Source organism: Enterobacter sp. EGD-HP1 (assembly GCF_000733275.2).
In the GTDB taxonomy this organism is placed as follows: domain Bacteria; phylum Pseudomonadota; class Gammaproteobacteria; order Enterobacterales; family Enterobacteriaceae; genus Enterobacter.
The window spans coordinates 219593-236801 of record NZ_AVOP01000023.1; the positions used below are offsets into that span (position 1 = coordinate 219593).

The window sequence follows — 17209 nt, forward strand, 5'->3', positions numbered from 1 at the left end:
TATAACCTCATGTTTAACAGACTTTTTTGTTTCAGGACAAATTTTATTGATAATATTATTGATAACTATTTGCATTTGCAATAGCGTAATGCCCGCGCTGTGGGAAGCGCGCTCATTAAATAACCATAAAAGCGGGACGTACAATGAATAAGAAGATTCACTCTCTGGCCTTGCTGGTCAATTTAGGGATTTATGGTGTCGCGCTGCCCGCTCTGGCAGACGACAACACCGCCACCGCCGCGCAGCACGAAGACACGATGGTGATCACCGCCGCCGAGCAGAATTTGCAGGCGCCGGGCGTGTCGACCATCACCGCCGACGAGATCCGCAAAAACCCGCCCGCGCGGGACGTGGCTGAAATCATCCGCACCATGCCGGGCGTCAACCTGACCGGGAACTCCACCAGCGGCCAGCGCGGAAACAACCGCCAGATCGATATTCGCGGCATGGGCCCGGAAAACACCCTGATCCTGATCGACGGCAAGCCGGTCACCAGCCGCAACTCCATCCGCCTGGGCTGGCGCGGCGAGCGTGACACCCGCGGCGATACCGGCTGGGTGCCACCGGAGATGATCGAGCGTATCGAAGTGATCCGCGGCCCGGCCGCCGCGCGCTACGGCAACGGTGCAGCAGGCGGCGTGGTGAACATCATCACCAAAAAATTCGACGACCAGTGGCACGGCTCCTGGAACACCTACCTGAATGCGCCAGAACATAAGGACGAAGGTTCCACCAAGCGCACCAACTTCAGCCTGAGCGGCCCGCTGGGCGGCGACTTCAGCTTCCGCATGTTCGGCAACCTGGACAAAACCCAGGCCGACGCGTGGGACATTAACCAGGGCCACCAGTCCGATCGTACCGGTGCCTACGCCAACACCCTGCCCGCAGGCCGTGAGGGCGTGGAAAACAAGGACATCAACGGCGTGGTGCGCTGGGACTTCGCGCCTATGCAGTCCCTTGAGTTTGAGGCGGGCTACAGCCGCCAGAACAACCTCTACGCGGGCGACACGCAGAACACCAATAACGACAACGCGCTGGTGAAGAAGAACTACGGCAAAGAGACTAACCGTATTTATCGCCAGAACTTCGCGGTCACCTGGAACGGCGGCTGGGACAACGGCATCACCACCAGCAGCTGGGCGCAGTACGAACACACCCGCAACTCCCGTCTGGGCGAAGGTCTGGCGGGCGGGCTGGAAGGTCTGTTCAACAGCAATAAATTCACCGACACCGACCTGGCCGACGTGATGCTGCACAGCGAAATCAACCTGCCGATCGATTTCCTCGTCAACCAGAACCTGACCCTGGGAACCGAGTGGAACCAGCAGCGCATGAAGGACTCCACCTCCTTTACGCAAACCCAGCAGGGCGGCACGATCCCGGGCATGAGTAACGATCGTAGCCCTTACACCTCAGCGGAGATCTTCTCCCTGTTCGCTGAAAACAACATGGAACTGACCGACAGCACCATGCTGACCCCGGCGCTGCGCTTCGACCACCACACCATCGTCGGCAATAACTGGAGCCCGTCCCTGAACCTGTCGCAAGGTCTGGGGGATGACTTCACGCTGAAGATGGGGATCGCGCGCGCCTATAAAGCGCCAAGCCTGTATCAGACCAACCCGAACTACCTGCTGTACAGCAAAGGCCAGGGCTGCTACGCCAGCTCCGACGGCGTGGGCTGCTACATGATGGGCAACGACGACCTGAAAGCGGAAACCAGCATCAACAAAGAGATTGGCCTGGAGTGGAAGCACGACGGCTGGCTGGCGGGCGTGACCTGGTTCCGCAACGACTATCGCAACAAGATTGAAGCGGGCTACGCGCCGATTGGTCACACCTCTTCCGGTAAAGTGCAGACGGATATCTACCAGTGGGAAAACGTGCCGAAAGCGGTCGTCGAAGGGCTGGAAGGCTCTCTGAACGTGCCGGTCAGCGATACGATCAACTGGACCAACAACATCACCTACATGCTGCAGAGCAAGAACAAGGAGACCGGCGACCGTCTGTCGATCATCCCGGAGTACACGCTGAACTCGACCCTGAGCTGGCAGGTGCATCAGGACGTGTCGCTCCAGTCAACCTTTACCTGGTACGGCAAGCAGCAGCCGAAAAAGTACAACTACAAAGGTCAGCCTGTGACCGGGTCTGAGAAAGACGAAGTCAGCCCGTACAGCATCGTTGGCCTGAGCGCGACCTGGGACATGACCAAAAACGTCAGCCTGACCGGCGGCGTGGATAACGTCTTCGACAAACGCCAGTGGCGCGCGGGTAATGCCCAGACCACGGGCAACGCCACCACCGGTGCGTATATGTACGGTGCGGGTGCGTATACGTATAATGAACCGGGCCGCACCTGGTACATGAGCGTGAATACGCGTTTCTAGGTAAAAGCAAAACGGCAACCCCGTTGCCGTTTTTAGTGTTTGCTCCCTCTCCCTGTGGGAGAGGGCCGGGGTGAGGGCATCAGGCCGCACTATTTGCTGATAGAGGAAAAACATGCACACCACCCACAGCACGTTCATTCTCGCCGGCCACACCGTCCATCGCGTCACCTTCGATCCCACCACCTTCACCGACGCCGATCTCCTCTGGCTCCCCCACCACGCTGAGCTTTCAAACGCCGGGCGCAAACGCAAAGCCGAGCATCTGGCTGGCCGCATCGCCGCCGCGCATGCCTTACCTGACCACACCGTTCCCGGCATCGGCCCCAGCGGCGAACCGCTCTGGCCGGAAGGGGTTTCAGGCAGCATTACCCACAGCGGCGCCCAGGCGATGGCGGTTGTCGTCCGTCATCAAGATGCGCTCGTAGGTATTGATTGCGAAGCCATTCTTCCAGACCGGGAAGCTCGCGACATCCAGGACGGCATTGTTGATGCACAGGAGGCAATGTGCCTGACGCTCTCGGGCTACCCTTTTGCGCTGGCGCTGACGCTAGCTTTTAGCGCCAAAGAGAGTCTGTTTAAGGCGCTCTTTCCGCAGGTGAAGACTTACATGGGTTTTGACTACGCGAGAGTCACAGAGGTAACGGGAAAAACAATCACACTGGCGCTTTCGCGCCCGGCTGGAGAATATCCTGAAGGTAAACGCTTCACCCTCGTCTGGCAGCATAATGATGGGAACGTGTGGACGCTGCTAAAAGCCTGATGGCGCTGCGCTTATCAGGCCTACGGTTTTTGTAGGCCGGGTAAGCGTTAGCGCCACCCGGCATGATGACTCTTTACTGCCCAGCAAGCGCTCTGAAAAAGGCAGGATTCTCCCGAATCACATTCAGCACTTTCGCCGCCAATCCCGTTGGGTTACGGCGCTTAGACTCCCAGCTTTTGATCGTATCAACGCTCGTGCCAAGCGCCTTCGCCATCTCACTTTGCGTGACATTGAGCTGTTCTCTGATTGCGCGAACATCTGCAACTTCATAGCGAGTTACTCTGGAAGCTGCTTTCCTTCCGCTATGGATCTCAACAGCCTCTTCAAGCGAAGATTTCAGTTCATCATAGATGCTCATTCTATACCCAGGAACAACATAAAGGAGTACATAGTACACTCCAGGTTAGAGATATAATAAGCACTATTTGAAAAATGCGGGGCCAGATTCATAACATGCTGGCCCTGCAACTTTCATGCACTATTATCAGATCAAGTCTCAAACATCCGGGAACATCACGCTATTTCCCGGCGCTTCCCTGTGCAGATGGATAAAGTTCAGGTGCCGCTCATACTGGTCCAGAATGTCCGTAATCACCTGCTCCTTGCTGTAATCCATCAAATCATTCCCCTGGCTCCCTTCCAGCAGGAAGGTCTCAAGCCGGTAGTAGGTCGACTTCCCACTGCGCGCCCGGTAGGTAAACCCGGGTACCGAATACTGCTGCGGCCAGATCTGATAGACAAAGTTCTGCTCGTCGCCCATATGAACCAGCAGGTCCAGGTGCCCCAGGGTCTCGCCCTCCTCCGGCGGCAGGTTTTTCAGCTCCACGTACGCGCCGCGCAGCTTCAGCTCCTGCGCCACCTCTTCCATCGCCGGGAAGCAGACCGTCTCCATCATCTGTTTGGTGTAGCGCGTGCCCGGGTAGTTCATCAGGCGCGACAGGCGTTTCTTCCAGCTCAGCCTGTCCTGCGCCCCCATTGGACGCGGCGCGGTGTCGCGGCTGGCGCTGACGCGGCGGTAGTCTTCCACCTTAAGGGATTTATACAGCCCGGCCATCACAAAGAAGATGACGAAGCTGAACGGCAGACCCATGATCACCGTGGTGTTCTGCAGCGCCGAGATGCCGTTGGTCATCAGCATGCCGAGCGTCAGCAGGCCGATGGCGACGGACCAGAAGATGCGCAGCCAGTTCGGCGCGTCGCTGTTGATGTCCTTCAGCTTCGAGGTGAAGTTGCCCAGCACCAGCGCGCCGGAATCCGCCGAGGTGACGTAAAACAGCAGGCCAGTGATGGTCGCCACGGAGGCGCTAAAGGTAAACGCCGGATACTGCGCCAGCAGGCTATAGAAGCCGCGCTCCGGGTGCGCCATCGCTTCCTGCGCGAAGGTCGCATTGCCGTGGATGATCTCGTGCAGCGCGCTGTTGCCGAAAATCGACAGCCACAGCAAGGTAAAGGTGAACGGGATGATCAGCGTGCCCATCACAAACTGGCGGATGGTGCGGCCACGTGAAATACGCGCCAGGAACAGGCCAACAAACGGCGACCACGCCACCCACCACGCCCAGAAGAACAGCGTCCAGTTGTTCATCCACTCTACGGGGCGATCAAAAGCGAAGCTGTTCAGCGTCATGCCCATAAAGCGGTTTACGTAGTCGCCTACGTTGAGCACTAAGGCATTGAGCAGGAACGAGGTATCGCCCATAAACAGCACGAACAGGATCAGGCCCAGCGCCAGCGCGACGTTGAGCTCTGAGAGCACGCGGATGCCTTTATCCACGCCAGACGTCACCGAAATGGTAGCGATAATGACAGAGAGCGCAATCAGCGCCGCTTTGGCCGCCATCGAATCCGGGATATCAAACAGCACGCTCAGCCCGTAGTTGAGCTGCACCACGCCAATCCCGAGCGTTGTCGCAATACCGAAGATGGTGCCGATCACCGCCGCAATGTCGACGCTGTGACCAATCGGGCCGTTAATTTTTTTACCGAAAATCGGATACAGCGCGGAGCGGATGGTGAGGGGCAAATTATAACGATAGCTAAAGTATCCGAGCGCCATACCCATCAGGGCATACATCGACCAGCCGGTCAGGCCGTAGTGGAACAGCGTCCAGACCATCGCCTGGCGCGCGGCCTCCATCGTCTGCCCTGCCCCTTCCGGCGGCTGCATATACTGCGTGACCGGTTCCGCCACGGAGAAGAACATCAGGTCGATGCCGATGCCCGCGGCAAACAGCATTGCAGCCCAGCTCAGCAGGCTGAACTCGGGCTTGGACTGCTCTGGCCCGAGCTTCACCGAACCGAAACGCGAGCAGGCAATGCAGACCACGAAGACGATATAGAGCGTCGCCGCCAGCAGATAGTACCAGCCGAAGGTCTTCGACACCCAGTTCAGGGTGCGTCCAATCCACTCGGCAGAAAAATCACGAAAGAAGATCGTCGTCAGGGAAAACAACAAAATCAGCCCGGCGGACGTATAAAAAACGACTGGGTTGATTTTGTCTTTTTCTCTGTCTTGTGAAAGGTCTGTCATCCAGTATCCCCACTGTTTTTGTAACTATTAAAATCCAAATCCGCAACAATTAAGACACATTTTATATTGAACGTCCAATCAAAAACCGCTTTAATGGTTAACCAACGCTGATGAATGGAGTGGCAAAAATGCCCAAAGTGGGGATGCAGCCGATCCGGCGCAGGCAGCTTATCGACGCCACGCTGGAAGCAATAAATGAAGTGGGAATGCACGACGCGACGATCGCGCAGATCGCCCGTCGGGCGGGCGTTTCCACGGGGATCATCAGTCACTACTTCAAAGACAAAAACGGTCTGCTGGAAGCGACCATGCGCGACATCACCGGCCAGCTGCGCGACGCGGTAGTAAGCCGCTTACGCGCCCTGCCGGACGGCAGCGCGGAGCAGCGCCTGCAGGCAATTGTCGGCGGCAATTTTGATGAAACCCAGACCAGCGGAGCGGCCATGAAGGCCTGGCTGGCCTTCTGGGCGAGCAGCATGCACCAGCCGATGCTCTACCGTCTGCAGCAGGTGAGCAGCCGTCGCTTGTTGTCAAACCTGGTGTACGAGTTCCGCCGTGAGCTGCCGCGCGACCAGGCCGAAGAGGCGGGCTACGGCCTGGCGGCGCTGATCGACGGGCTGTGGCTACGCGCCGCGCTGAGCGGCAAGCCGCTTGATAAAACCCTGGCGCAATCGCTCACCAGCCACTTTATCAGCCAGCATTTACCGACCGAATAACCGAGGAGAATTTATGTCCCGAATGGCAGAACAGCAGCTTTATATCAATGGTGGTTATACCTCCGCCACCAGCGGTCGCACCTTCGAGACCATCAACCCGGCCAACGGTGAAGTTCTGGCGACCGTACAGGCCGCCGGGAGAGAAGACGTCGATCGCGCCGTGGAAAGCGCACAGCGCGGGCAAAAAATCTGGGCAGCGATGACCGCGATGGAGCGCTCGCGCATCCTGCGTCGCGCCGTCGATATCCTGCGCGAGCGTAACGACGAGCTCGCAAAACTGGAAACCCTCGACACCGGTAAAGCGTATTCCGAAACCTCCACCGTCGACATCGTCACCGGCGCGGACGTGCTGGAGTACTACGCGGGGCTGATCCCGGCGCTGGAAGGCAGCCAGATCCCGCTGCGCGACACCTCATTCGTCTACACCCGCCGCGAGCCGCTGGGCGTGGTGGCGGGCATCGGCGCGTGGAACTACCCGATCCAGATCGCCCTGTGGAAATCGGCCCCGGCGCTGGCGGCAGGCAACGCGATGATCTTCAAGCCGAGCGAGGTCACCCCGCTCACCGCGCTCAAGCTCGCCGAGATCTACACCGAAGCGGGCCTGCCGGACGGCGTGTTTAACGTCCTGCCGGGCGTGGGCGCGGAGACCGGCCAGTTCCTGACCGAGCATCCGGGCATCGCCAAAGTCTCCTTTACCGGCGGCGTCGCCAGCGGCAAAAAGGTGATGGCCAACTCCGCGGCCTCGTCCCTGAAAGAGGTGACGATGGAGCTGGGCGGCAAATCCCCGCTGATTATTTTCGACGATGCGGATCTGGATCTCGCAGCGGACATCGCGATGATGGCGAACTTCTTCAGCTCTGGCCAGGTGTGCACCAACGGCACACGCGTGTTCGTGCCTGCGACGTTCAAGGCCGCGTTTGAGCAGAAAATCGTCGAGCGCGTGGGCCGCATCCGCGCGGGCGATCTGTTCGACGAACGCACCAACTTCGGCCCGATGGTCAGCTTCCCGCACCGCGACAGCGTGCTGCGCTACATCGCCAAAGGCAAAGAGGAAGGCGCGCGCGTGCTGTGCGGCGGCGGCGCGCTGAAGGGCGAAGGCTTTGACAACGGCGCGTGGGTGGCCCCGACCGTGTTCACCGACTGCGCCGACGAGATGACCATCGTGCGCGAAGAGATCTTCGGCCCGGTGATGTCCATTCTCACCTATGAAAGCGAAGAAGAAGCCATTCGCCGCGCCAACGACACCGACTACGGTCTGGCGGCGGGCATCGTCACGGCCGACCTGAACCGCGCACACGGCGCCATTCATCAGCTCGAAGCGGGCATCTGCTGGATCAACACCTGGGGTGAATCCGCCGCAGAAATGCCGGTCGGCGGCTACAAACACTCCGGCATTGGCCGCGAGAACGGCGTGATGACGCTCCAGAGCTACACCCAGGTGAAGTCCATCCAGGTTGAGATGGGTAAATTCCAGTCCATATTTTAACCGGGAGGTTTATTTGCAATTTGACTACATCATTATCGGGGCCGGCTCTGCCGGCAACGTACTGGCAACGCGACTGACTGAAGATCCGAACACCACCGTCCTCCTGCTTGAGGCGGGCGGGCCGGATTACCGCTTTGACTTCCGCACCCAGATGCCCGCCGCGCTGGCGTTTCCGCTGCAGGGCAAGCGTTACAACTGGGCGTATGAAACCGAGCCAGAACCTTTCATGAACAACCGCCGCATGGAGTGCGGGCGCGGCAAAGGGCTGGGCGGCTCGTCGCTGATCAACGGCATGTGCTACATCCGCGGTAACGCCATGGACCTCGACCACTGGGCAAAAGAGCCGGGTCTGGAGCACTGGAGCTACCTCAACTGCCTGCCCTACTACCGCAAGGCAGAAACCCGCGACGTGGGGCCGAACGACTACCACGGCGGCGACGGCCCGGTGAGCGTTACCACCTCGAAGCCGGGCGTGAACCCGTTGTTCGAGGCGATGGTGGAAGCGGGCGTGCAGGCGGGCTATCCGCGCACCGAGGATCTCAACGGCTACCAGCAGGAAGGCTTCGGCCCGATGGACCGCACGGTCACGCCGCAGGGCCGACGCGCCAGCACCGCGCGCGGCTATCTTGACCAGGCGAAATCGCGACCGAACCTGACCATCCGCACCCACGCCATGACCGATCATATTGTCTTTGACGGCAAACGCGCCGTGGGCGTCGAGTGGCTGGAAGGCGAAAGCACTATCCCATCCAAAGCGACGGCGAACAAAGAGGTGCTGCTGAGTGCCGGGGCGATCGCCTCTCCGCAGATCCTCCAGCGCTCCGGCGTGGGCAGCGCAGAGCTGCTCGCCGAGTTCGATATCCCGCTGGTGCACGACCTGCCCGGCGTGGGCGAAAACCTGCAGGATCACCTGGAGATGTACCTCCAGTACGAATGCAAAGAGCCGGTCTCCCTCTATCCTGCCCTGCAGTGGTGGAACCAGCCGAAGATTGGCGCCGAGTGGCTGTTTGGCGGTACCGGCGTGGGTGCGAGCAACCACTTCGAAGCGGGCGGGTTTATCCGCAGCCGCGAAGAGTTTGAGTGGCCGAACATTCAGTACCACTTCCTGCCGGTAGCGATTAACTACAACGGTTCGAACGCGGTAAAAGAGCACGGCTTCCAGTGCCACGTCGGATCAATGCGCTCGCCGAGCCGCGGCCACGTGCGCATTAAGTCGCGCGATCCGCACCAGCATCCGGCGATCCTGTTCAACTATATGTCCCACGAGCAGGACTGGCAGGAGTTCCGCGACGCGATCCGCATCACTCGCGAGATCATGCACCAGCCCGCGCTGGACAAGTATCGCGGTCGTGAAATCAGCCCGGGCGTCGAATGCCAGACCGACGAACAGCTGGACGAGTTCGTGCGCAACCACGCCGAAACCGCCTTCCATCCGTGTGGCACCTGTAAGATGGGCTATGACGAGATGGCGGTGGTCGACGGTGAAGGCCGCGTTCACGGACTGGAAGGCCTGCGCGTGGTGGATGCGTCGATCATGCCGCAGATCATCACCGGCAACCTGAACGCGACCACCATTATGATTGGCGAAAAAATTGCTGACGCCATTCGCGGGCGCGAACCGCTGGCGAAGAGCACGGCGGCGTATTATGTGGCGAACGGGGCGCCGGTTCGACGCTGAGGGTATTTCCCCTTACCCTGGCCCTCTCCCCATAGGCTGAGGGATCCCCAGTAATTTTTAAGCAGCAGCAATAACGTTGTTTAAGAACGACTGAAGCCTTTCAGCGATGCCCTGGTCCGGCTGTAAATCGCTGAGGCGTTTGCCTTCCGGCCGGGGCGAGGCGCATGGATGCGCCGAGAGGGCGGGCTTTACAGGGACGTTACCTCCGCCCGTCCCCGATAAGCCGGAAGGAATACGCCGAGGGCACCGCGAAGCGGCGATTTACCGCCGGGAGCCCGGGTCGCCAGGGTGGTGGCGACTGAGCCACCCTGGCACGTTCACCGGTCATGTTGTTACAGAGTAGCAAGGAACATAAAGTGAACGGAATGACCACTACAGCCTTATGTTCCCCTCACCCTAACCCTCTCCCCGAAGGGGAGAGGGGATTAACCTCCCCCGCCCAAAATTTATTTTCATTTGCCTGCATCCAGTTTCCCCCCTGCCCTCGTATGTGAGTATGTGAGCAACGCCTTTGCTCCTTAATCCGAGGATAAATGATGAAAAAGCTACTCAGTGTTGCATTCGTATCCAGCGCTTTGCTCTTCTGTGCAGGCGCATCAGCGGCCATGACGTCAGGCTCCGTGATGGTGGGCGGAGCGGAAATGTTCCCGAGCAAAAATATTGTTGAAAACGCCGTGAACTCAAAGGATCACACCACGCTGGTGGCGGCGGTGAAAGCGGCCGGGCTGGTGGATACGCTGCAGAGCAAAGGGCCCTTCACCGTCTTTGCGCCAACCGATGCGGCATTTGCGAAATTGCCTGCGGGTACGGTCGACAATCTGGTGAAGCCAGAAAATAAAGCGCTGCTCACCAGCATCCTGACCTATCACGTGGTGGCGGGTAATTACGATATGAAAGCGCTGGAGCAGAAAATTAAACAGGGCGGCGGCCACGCGGAGCTGAAAACCGTGAACGGTCAACCTCTGTGGATCATGAGCAACGGCCCGCACAATATTCAGCTCAAGGATGGTAAAGGTAACGTGGCGAATATCAGCACCTATGACGTCCATCAGAAAAATGGCGTGATCGATGTCATTGATACCGTCCTGATGCCTAAGTAGTTGTCTATACTTCGGAAGTGTGACGTTGCCTTCCGGGAAAAACATGGATAACGCGCTGGCTGAACAGCAGTTGAAATTAATGCAGGCGGTCGCAAACGGCGATCGCCGCGCATTTGAACAACTTTACCGACTCACATCGCCTCACCTGTTTGCCGTCGCGCTGCGCATGCTGCGCCATCGCGCCTGGGCAGAGGAGATCCTTCACGACTGTTTTGTCACCGTCTGGAGTAAAGCCGAAACCTATGACGCCGCCCTGAGCTCTCCGATGACCTGGCTTACGCATATTGTTCGCAACCGCTGTATTGACTGGCTGCGCAGCGGGCAAACCCGCGCTGCCGCCCGTGAAGAGTCGTATTCGGAAGATATTCTGCTGAGCGAAAACAATGAGCAGAACAACTGGCACGACGACGCGCAGGCAGCACGGCTCAGGCATTGTCTGGAACATCTGAGCCACGAACAGCGTCAGAGCATTACGCTCGCCTATTATCAGGGCATGTCCCACAGCGACATTGCCGACTGGCTCCAGCAGCCCGTGGGCTCGGTGAAAAGCTGGATCCGCCGCGCGATGGATCATCTTCGGGAGTGCGTGGGCCTATGAATGACAGCGAAAAACGCGATGACATGCTGGCTGCAGAATATGCCCTCGGCACCCTGCGCGGCGGGGCGCGGATTCAGTTCCAGAAATGGCTTGCCGCTGAGCCAGATCTGGCCGCCCGCGTGGCGTACTGGCAGGAAATGTTGAGCACGCTCGATAGCCACCTTGCGCCCGTTCATCCACCCGAGACGGTGTGGAAGAGGATCGCGCTCGATCTGCCGCCGAAAAAGCCTTTGCGCCAAAGCCGGCCTTATCTCGGCTGGATGGTCGCGGCCAGCCTCGCCGCCGTTACCGTCGTGACCTGGTATTCCACCCGCACGCCGGAACTCGCACCGCTGATGGTACTCAACGATGCCCAGCAGCACGGGCAATGGATCGTCAGTGCGGACAGCAGCCGCCAGTATCTGAGCATTACCCCTCTTAGACCGAACGCTATTGCTGTGCAAAATAGCCTGCAGCTTTGGCTGATCCCTGCCGGGAAGGCCCCGATATCCCTGGGCCTGGTGCATAGCGACGTCCCGACACGTGTTGCCATCAGGAACAACCCCCTTACCCCTGACGCGATGATAGCCATAAGCCTTGAACCCGAGGGGGGATCCCCCACCGGTCAACCCACCGGTCCCGTGCTCTACAGTGGGAAAATTTAATTCTCAGGCCTTATTCGCAGGGACGCGGGGGGCAGCCAATTTCATTCTGTTCATATGATTGTTACATATAAGAATTAAATATTAGGCTTGCAATTAATTTAATTATTAAAAAACGTCATTGACATTCTCTTCCGCACTCCATTAAGTTTTAATTGAGCATTATTTCATTCCAGATACAGAATATATCAAAAACGAGCGTTTAAGAATTTTTCATCATTCTTAAACCTTGCCCTTCTTTTTATTTATTTTGAATCATACAACAGTGAGATAAGATCATGAATAATAGTGCAAACAAGGTTGTTGTTATCACCGGTGCCAGCAGCGGTATCGGTCAGGCCATTGCCCTTCATTTAGCCAATAAACCGTTTTCTCTGGTCCTGGTGGCGCGCCGCCTGGACAGAATTAACGCCCTGGTGGATCAAATCATTCAGCAGGGCGGGCAGGCGATTGCCGTTAAGGCCGATGTGACCCGTCAGGAAGAGGTACAGAAGGCGATAAACGCCGCCATCGCCGCATACCAGCGCGTCGATGTACTGATCAACAACGCCGGCTATATGGCTATCGCCCCCATCAGCGAGCTGAAAACCGACGAGTGGGATCGGATGATTGATACCAATCTCAAAGGCGTGCTGTACGGTATCGCGGCGGCACTCCCGGTGTTCCAGCGTCAGGGGGGCGGACACTTTATTAACGTTGCCTCCGTGGCGGGTATCAAGGTCCTTGCCCCTGGCGGCGTAGTGTACAGCGCCACGAAATTCGCCGTCCGCGCTCTGAGTGAAGGGTTACGCCAGGAAGCGGGGAAAACCATTCGGACTACCCTTATTTCCCCCGGTGCCGTTGAAAGCGAGCTGCAGTTCGGTAGCTCTGATGCCCCGAGCAAACAGTTCCTGCATGAATTTTACAAGCAGGCTATTCCGGCAGAGTCGATTGCCCGTTCCGTTTTATTTGCCATTGAACAGCCAGCTGATGTTGATATTAATGAAATTGTTGTTCGTCCTACGCAGGAAGAATTTTAGCATGCCTTAAATAATACTGAATGAGGTGTCATTATGATTAAATCATTAACGTCCTTATCAGATTTAAATATGCGATCGGGCGCCGACATTCTCCTTGAAGTGCTGGAGAGTGAAGGCGTGGAATATATTTTTGGCAACCCCGGCACCACTGAACTTCCGCTCATTGATGCCCTGCTTCGTCATGAAAATATTCACTATATTCTGGCACTCCAGGAAAGCAGCGTGGTCGCCATTGCCGACGGCTATGCGAAAGCCTCCGGCAAAACGGGTTTTATCAATTTGCATACCGCCAGCGGTCTGGGGCACGGCATGGGGAATCTCATTAATTCGCGGATCATGAAAACCCCGCTGGTGGTCACCGTTGGACAGCAGGACACGCGGCACTACGTCCGCGACCCGCTTTTGTATGATGACATTGTGTCCATTGGTTCCCCGGTCATGAAATGGGCGCAGGAGGTCACCAGCGCCGACCAGCTCCCGGTGCTGGTGCGCCGCGCGTTTCACGCTGCCAGCTATCCTCCGGCCGGCCCGGTTCTGCTCTCTCTCCCGATGAACGTTATGGAAGAACTGAGCGACGCCGGGATACAGACGGCATCCAGAGTGGACTACCACACCGTGGCGGGCTCGCTGGACGAACTGGCGGAGGCGCTCAGCGAGGTGACTCCCGGCAAGGTCATGATTGTGGCGGGCGATGAAGTGCACTCCAGCGGCTCGACGCAGGAGATTGTCCAGCTGGCGGAGGCGCTCAGCGCCCACGTCTACGGCTCCTCATGGCCGCTGAATTTGCCCTTCCCCACGCAGCATGCGCTCTGGCGGGGCAATATGCCCACCACCGCCAGTGAAATCGCCAGCGTCGTTAATGCCTACGATGCGGTGTTTATCATCGGCGGCAGAAGCCTGATCACCATTTTGTATAGCGAGGGCGAGGCCATTCCGGAAACCTGCGCGGTGTATCAGCTCTCGGCGGATATGCACGAACTTGGCCGCACGTATGCCACCCGTCTCTCGGTGATGGGGGATATCAAACTCTCCCTGAAGGATCTGTTACCGAAGCTTGCGCAACGCCGGGTGGCAAGCAAATTGACGCATCAGCGGCTGCTCAAAGCGGCACGCGCTGAACGTGAAAAAGAGTGGCAACGGCAGGAAGAGCGTCTGGCAGCCGAGCGGCTGCGCCCGGCGATTTCGCCGATGGTCGCGGCCTACGAGGTGATAAAGTCCGTTCCACCCGGCATTACGATTGTCGACGAGGCGATTGCAACGGCCAGACACGTTCGCCGCTTCATCTCTGACCAGCAGCACCCGCGCTACTACTTTATGCGCGGCGGCGGCCTGGGCTGGGGGATGCCGGCCTCAGTAGGGCACTCGCTGGGACGCGGGCGGGAGCCGGTGGTATGCCTGATAGGTGACGGCGCCTCCCTGTACTCGCCGCAGGCGCTCTGGACGGCGGCACACGAAAATCTGCCGGTCACCTTTATCGTGATGAATAACAGGGAGTACAACATCCTGAAAAACTTTATGAAGAGCCAGGCTGACTACAGCTCAACGCAGCTCGGGCGTTTTATCGGGATGGACCTGGTGAACCCGCATATCGATTTTCAGTCGCTGGCCATCGCCATGGGCGTCCACTGCTGCCGGGTGACCGAGGCTGCCGATATCGCCGAAGCGGTAACGCGCGGGCTGCAATCAGGAAAAACCAACTTAATTGAAATCGCGATTTCCGCGGATTAGCCGCGCGTCGATGCTGTACCCTACATAAAAAACTTATAACCGAAACGCCTCTAACCGCTTAATCTGCCGCCCTTCCCCGTCAAAATTCTCCGCCGCCAGCCAGGCGCGCAGCTCCGCGTCCCTTTGCGGCCATTCGCCGTCAATAATAGAAAGCATATCGCTGTCGCGGTTGCGCCCTTTGCGCACCAGCTTCTGGCGCAGGCGTCCTTCCCAGACAAACCCCAGCCGCTCCGCCGCCATGCGCGACGCCACGTTCATGGAATCGCACTTCCACTCGACGCGCCGGTAGCCGTGCTCAAACGCATTTTTCAGCAGCAGCCACACCGTTTCGGTGCCGATGCGGGAGCCTTTCATCCTGCGCGACCAGGTGACATGACCGATTTCGACCGACCCCAGCAGCCGCTCGTTAGCCATATAGCTCACCAGCCCCACCGCTTTTTCGGTGCGCAAATCGATCACGGCAAACGGCACCAGCTCATCGTCCAGCACCTTCGCCATGATCCATTGCGCGGTGGCTTCCACGCTCGTCGGCTGCGTGCTGGCAAGCCACGTCCAGTCGCTGTCGTCGCCCAGCGCGTAGGCCTCATAGAGATCGGCCGCGTGGCGATCGGCATCCAGCACCTCCAGACGGCAGAACTGGCCGAACAGCGGCGTGCGGGTTAAAACGCGCGCGCCCGTCCAGCCAGGCACGGTATCGTTAACGGTTTGACCATGTTGATTGATTTCTGGCACGGCGATGACTCCCTGAAAGGTAAGGAGTTTGTTATAGCAGGTTAAAAAGCGGGCGAAAAGCAGCGTATTTTAATAGCCCGAGCGCATGCGATATTCCCGGAAGGCATAAGCAAAGCTGAATTTCGACTTTGCGGAATGTAAGAGTCGCCCTAACGTAGCGGAGCATAAAACAATCACAATATATTCTTCTCAGGGATCGCTATGACGAAAAAACTGTTGCCGTTACTGGTGCTGGCTGCGCTCTCAGGCGCCGCCCACGCCGCTACTCCGCCCAACACGCTGGTTGTTGCCCAGGGGCTGGATGACATCGTGAGCCTCGACCCGGCCGAAGCCAACGAGCTTTCCAGCATCCAGACCGTGCCGAGCCTGTATCAGCGCCTGGTGCAGCCGGACCGCGATAACCCGGAAAAAATCACCCCGATTCTGGCAGAAAGCTGGGAAGCCGATGCGGCAGCAAAAACGCTGACGATTAAACTTAAGCCCGATGCCAAATTCGCCTCCGGCAATCCGCTGCGCCCGGAAGACGTGATCTTCTCATACACCCGCGCCGTAACGCTGAACAAATCCCCGGCCTTTATTCTGAACGTGCTGGGCTGGGACGCGAGCAACATCACCAGCCAGCTGAAAAAGGTGGATGACCATACCCTCCAGCTTCACTGGACGGCGGACGTTAGCCCGTCGGTGGCGCTAAATATTCTCTCCACGCCGATTGCCTCCATCGTCGATGAAAAGCAGGTCGCGGCAAACGTGAAGGATAACGACTTCGGCAACGCGTGGCTGAAAATGCACTCGGCGGGCAGCGGCGCGTTCAAAATGCGCGTCTATCAGCCGCATCAGGCCATCGTGCTGGAAGCCAACGACTCCGCCCCCGGCGGCGCGCCGAAGCTTAAAAGCATCATCATTAAAAACGTCCCCGACCCGGCTTCACGCCGCCTGCTGATCCAGCAAGGTGATGCCGACGTGGCGCGCGATCTGGGGGCAGATCAGATAAGCGCCCTGGACGGCAAGCCGGGCGTGAAGGTGCTGAGCATTCCGTCCGCCGAGCAAAATTACCTGGTGTTTAACACCGGCAACAGCGCCAACCCGCTGCTGAACAACCCGGCGTTCTGGGAAGCCTCGCGCTGGCTGGTGGACTACGACGGCATCACCAAAAATCTGCTGAAAGGCCAGTACTTTGTTCACCAGAGCTTCCTGCCGCTCGGGCTGCCGGGCGCGCTGGAGGAAAATCCGTTTACGTTTGACCCGGCAAAAGCGAAAGCCATCCTCGCCAAAGCGGGCATCAAAGATGCGCACTTCACGCTGGACGTGGAGAACAAGCCGCCGTTTATCACCATCGCCCAGTCGATGCAGGCGAGCTTTGCGCAGGGGGGCGTGAAGGTCGATCTGCTGCCTGCCGCCGGGAGCCAGGTTTATGCCCGCGTGCGCGCGAAGCAGCACCAGGCGGCGATTCGTCTGTGGATCCCGGACTACTTCGATGCGCACTCTAACGCCAGCGCCTTCGCGTGGAACGACGGTAAATCCAGCACCGTGGCGGGGCTTAACGGCTGGAAAATCCCGGAGCTGAACAAAGCCACGCTGGCGGCGGTAGCCGAGCCGGATCCGGCCAAGCGTCTGGATCTCTACAAGAAGATGCAGGAACAGCTGCAGCAGAGCTCGCCGTACGTGTTCGTCGATCAGGGCAAAACTCAGATCGTGGTGCGCGATAACGTGAAGGGGTATCAGCAGGGGCTGAACGCGGATATGGTCTGGTACGATCGCGTCACGAAGTAGCCCTTGTTGCCGGGTGGCGCTGCGCTTACCCGGCCTACGTTCTCGGTTTTTGTAGGCCGGGTAA

At 58.4% G+C, this 17209-nt stretch carries 14 protein-coding genes; 11 read left to right on the forward strand and 3 right to left on the reverse strand.

Features of this window, described 5'->3' with window-relative positions; translation table 11 throughout:
- Positions 1–143: 143 nt before the first annotated feature.
- Together N037_RS14710 and entD are read left to right on the forward strand one after the other, a co-directional pair.
- Positions 144–2387 (forward strand): TonB-dependent siderophore receptor, encoded by a 2244-nt coding sequence (locus N037_RS14710; RefSeq protein ID WP_032641796.1) that lies wholly within the window; start codon positions 144–146, stop codon positions 2385–2387.
- Positions 2388–2499: 112 nt separating this feature from the next.
- Complete coding sequence (gene entD, locus N037_RS14715; RefSeq protein WP_032641799.1) at positions 2500–3147, forward strand: enterobactin synthase subunit EntD; 648 nt, start codon at positions 2500–2502, stop codon at positions 3145–3147.
- Positions 3148–3220: 73 nt separating this feature from the next.
- On the opposite strand, the gene nadS is transcribed toward entD, so the two are convergent.
- Together nadS and betT are read right to left on the reverse strand one after the other, a co-directional pair.
- On the reverse strand, positions 3221–3505 hold the full coding sequence (gene nadS / locus N037_RS14720) for a NadS family protein (protein ID WP_032641802.1): 285 nt from the start codon (positions 3503–3505) through the stop codon (positions 3221–3223).
- A 138-nt stretch (positions 3506–3643) separates the two neighbouring features.
- Positions 3644–5677: a choline BCCT transporter BetT gene (gene betT, locus N037_RS14725; RefSeq protein ID WP_029741651.1), complete on the reverse strand. Its 2034-nt coding sequence runs from the start codon at positions 5675–5677 to the stop codon at positions 3644–3646.
- 128 nt (positions 5678–5805) lie between these two features.
- Here betT and betI point away from each other — a divergent pair, with 128 nt between their 5' ends.
- The 8 genes from betI (at position 5806) to N037_RS14765 (ending at position 14643) form a co-directional block, all read left to right on the forward strand.
- Positions 5806–6393, forward strand: a complete 588-nt coding sequence (gene betI, locus N037_RS14730; protein WP_032641804.1) for a transcriptional regulator BetI — start codon at positions 5806–5808, stop codon at positions 6391–6393.
- Positions 6394–6406: 13 nt separating this feature from the next.
- Positions 6407–7879 carry a betaine-aldehyde dehydrogenase gene (gene betB, locus N037_RS14735; RefSeq protein WP_032641806.1) on the forward strand — a complete coding sequence of 491 codons (1473 nt, stop codon included), beginning with the start codon at positions 6407–6409 and terminating at the stop codon, positions 7877–7879.
- 13 nt (positions 7880–7892) lie between these two features.
- Complete coding sequence (gene betA, locus N037_RS14740; protein WP_032641808.1) at positions 7893–9557, forward strand: choline dehydrogenase; 1665 nt, start codon at positions 7893–7895, stop codon at positions 9555–9557.
- Between the two features lie 536 nt (positions 9558–10093).
- A complete protein-coding gene (locus tag N037_RS14745; RefSeq protein WP_023334833.1) occupies positions 10094–10657 on the forward strand; it encodes a fasciclin domain-containing protein in 564 nt (187 codons plus the stop codon).
- A 43-nt stretch (positions 10658–10700) separates the two neighbouring features.
- Positions 10701–11255 carry an RNA polymerase sigma factor gene (locus tag N037_RS14750; protein ID WP_023334832.1) on the forward strand — a complete coding sequence of 185 codons (555 nt, stop codon included), beginning with the start codon at positions 10701–10703 and terminating at the stop codon, positions 11253–11255.
- Entirely contained in the window at positions 11252–11899 is a 648-nt protein-coding gene (locus N037_RS14755; protein WP_032641810.1) for an anti-sigma factor, read from the forward strand. The genes N037_RS14750 and N037_RS14755 overlap by 4 nt, the downstream gene beginning before the upstream one ends.
- 275 nt (positions 11900–12174) lie before the next feature.
- Positions 12175–12915 (forward strand): SDR family oxidoreductase, encoded by a 741-nt coding sequence (locus N037_RS14760; RefSeq protein WP_023334830.1) that lies wholly within the window; start codon positions 12175–12177, stop codon positions 12913–12915.
- 33 nt (positions 12916–12948) lie between these two features.
- Positions 12949–14643, forward strand: a complete 1695-nt coding sequence (locus N037_RS14765; protein WP_032641812.1) for a thiamine pyrophosphate-binding protein — start codon at positions 12949–12951, stop codon at positions 14641–14643.
- 33 nt (positions 14644–14676) lie between these two features.
- Here N037_RS14765 and N037_RS14770 read toward each other — a convergent pair whose 3' ends face one another.
- Positions 14677–15375, reverse strand: a complete 699-nt coding sequence (locus N037_RS14770) for a GNAT family N-acetyltransferase (RefSeq protein WP_032641815.1) — start codon at positions 15373–15375, stop codon at positions 14677–14679.
- A gap of 201 nt (positions 15376–15576) precedes the next feature.
- On the opposite strand from N037_RS14770, the gene N037_RS14775 reads away from it, so the two are divergent.
- A complete protein-coding gene (locus tag N037_RS14775) occupies positions 15577–17145 on the forward strand; it encodes an ABC transporter substrate-binding protein (RefSeq protein ID WP_032641817.1) in 1569 nt (522 codons plus the stop codon).
- The last annotated feature ends 64 nt before the right edge of the window (positions 17146–17209 follow it).

What these genes read in the sequence shown, in the direction of transcription:
- N037_RS14760 (WP_023334830.1), top strand. Translation starts at nt 12,175, where the DNA reads ATGAATAATAGTGCAAACAAGGTTGTTGTTATCACCGGTGCCAGCAGC.
- N037_RS14710 (WP_032641796.1), top strand. Translation starts at nt 144, where the DNA reads ATGAATAAGAAGATTCACTCTCTGGCCTTGCTGGTCAATTTAGGGATT.
- betI (WP_032641804.1), top strand. Translation starts at nt 5,806, where the DNA reads ATGCCCAAAGTGGGGATGCAGCCGATCCGGCGCAGGCAGCTTATCGAC.
- betT (WP_029741651.1), bottom strand. Translation starts at nt 5,677, where the DNA reads ATGACAGACCTTTCACAAGACAGAGAAAAAGACAAAATCAACCCAGTC.
- nadS (WP_032641802.1), bottom strand. Translation starts at nt 3,505, where the DNA reads ATGAGCATCTATGATGAACTGAAATCTTCGCTTGAAGAGGCTGTTGAG.
- N037_RS14755 (WP_032641810.1), top strand. Translation starts at nt 11,252, where the DNA reads ATGAATGACAGCGAAAAACGCGATGACATGCTGGCTGCAGAATATGCC.
- N037_RS14765 (WP_032641812.1), top strand. Translation starts at nt 12,949, where the DNA reads ATGATTAAATCATTAACGTCCTTATCAGATTTAAATATGCGATCGGGC.
- betB (WP_032641806.1), top strand. Translation starts at nt 6,407, where the DNA reads ATGTCCCGAATGGCAGAACAGCAGCTTTATATCAATGGTGGTTATACC.
- N037_RS14750 (WP_023334832.1), top strand. Translation starts at nt 10,701, where the DNA reads ATGGATAACGCGCTGGCTGAACAGCAGTTGAAATTAATGCAGGCGGTC.
- N037_RS14745 (WP_023334833.1), top strand. Translation starts at nt 10,094, where the DNA reads ATGAAAAAGCTACTCAGTGTTGCATTCGTATCCAGCGCTTTGCTCTTC.
- entD (WP_032641799.1), top strand. Translation starts at nt 2,500, where the DNA reads ATGCACACCACCCACAGCACGTTCATTCTCGCCGGCCACACCGTCCAT.
- N037_RS14775 (WP_032641817.1), top strand. Translation starts at nt 15,577, where the DNA reads ATGACGAAAAAACTGTTGCCGTTACTGGTGCTGGCTGCGCTCTCAGGC.